General features: G+C 75.2%; 1 protein-coding gene. It reads left to right on the top strand.

What is annotated here, in order from left to right; genetic code table 11:
- On the top strand, positions 1-316 hold a 316-nt coding region (locus tag FRW57_RS22565), incomplete at its 5' end, for a universal stress protein (RefSeq protein ID WP_162529494.1).
- Between the last annotated feature and the right edge of the window lie 312 nt (positions 317-628).

Here is a 628-nt window from a genome sequence, read left to right as displayed (position 1 = left end):
CCGCCCGGTGGCCGAACCGGCCACCCCGGCCGAGCTGGAGGCCACCCGCCAGGCGGTGCAGGAGCTGCTGGAGCGGGCCCGGGCCGCCCGGCCCGAGGCCGAGCGGGTGGAAACCGAGGTCCGCATCGAGCACGGTGTCCCGGCGGAAGTGCTGCTGGGTTACGCCGACACCGCCGAGCACCTGGTGGTCGGTTCCCGCGGGATGGGCGGGTTCAAGCGCCTGCTGCTGGGGTCGGTGAGCACGGCGCTGACCCACCACGCCCGGTGCCCCACCACGGTGGTACCCGAACACGGCCCCGACCAGCCCACGCGGTGACCTCCACTCGGCGCGGATCAGTGCTGCTGGCCGCCGGCGGGCCCGGTGATTAACGAGCTGCGTGACTAGACCGTATGCCTGTTCCACCGAGACCGCGTGCGGGTCATACCGGCCGGCGCCGGCTGGATGAGGTCCCGGCCGCCGGTCCTCGCAGGCGATGACCCGGGTCAGCACCCGCCCCAGGGTCACCACCGCCGCCCGGGGGCGCAGGGTGAGCAGCTGCGTGCCGAGCTGCTGGTCGCGGGCAGGTCGATGATCACGGCACCGGGCTCGGACCGGTCCCCGGTGCCCGGCCCGGGGACCGGTCCGAGC

The sequence above is a fragment of the Segeticoccus rhizosphaerae genome, assembly GCF_009192725.1.
Classification (GTDB): domain Bacteria; phylum Actinomycetota; class Actinomycetes; order Actinomycetales; family Dermatophilaceae; genus Segeticoccus; species Segeticoccus rhizosphaerae.
This window is presented reverse-complemented; position numbering and strand designations above follow the sequence as displayed.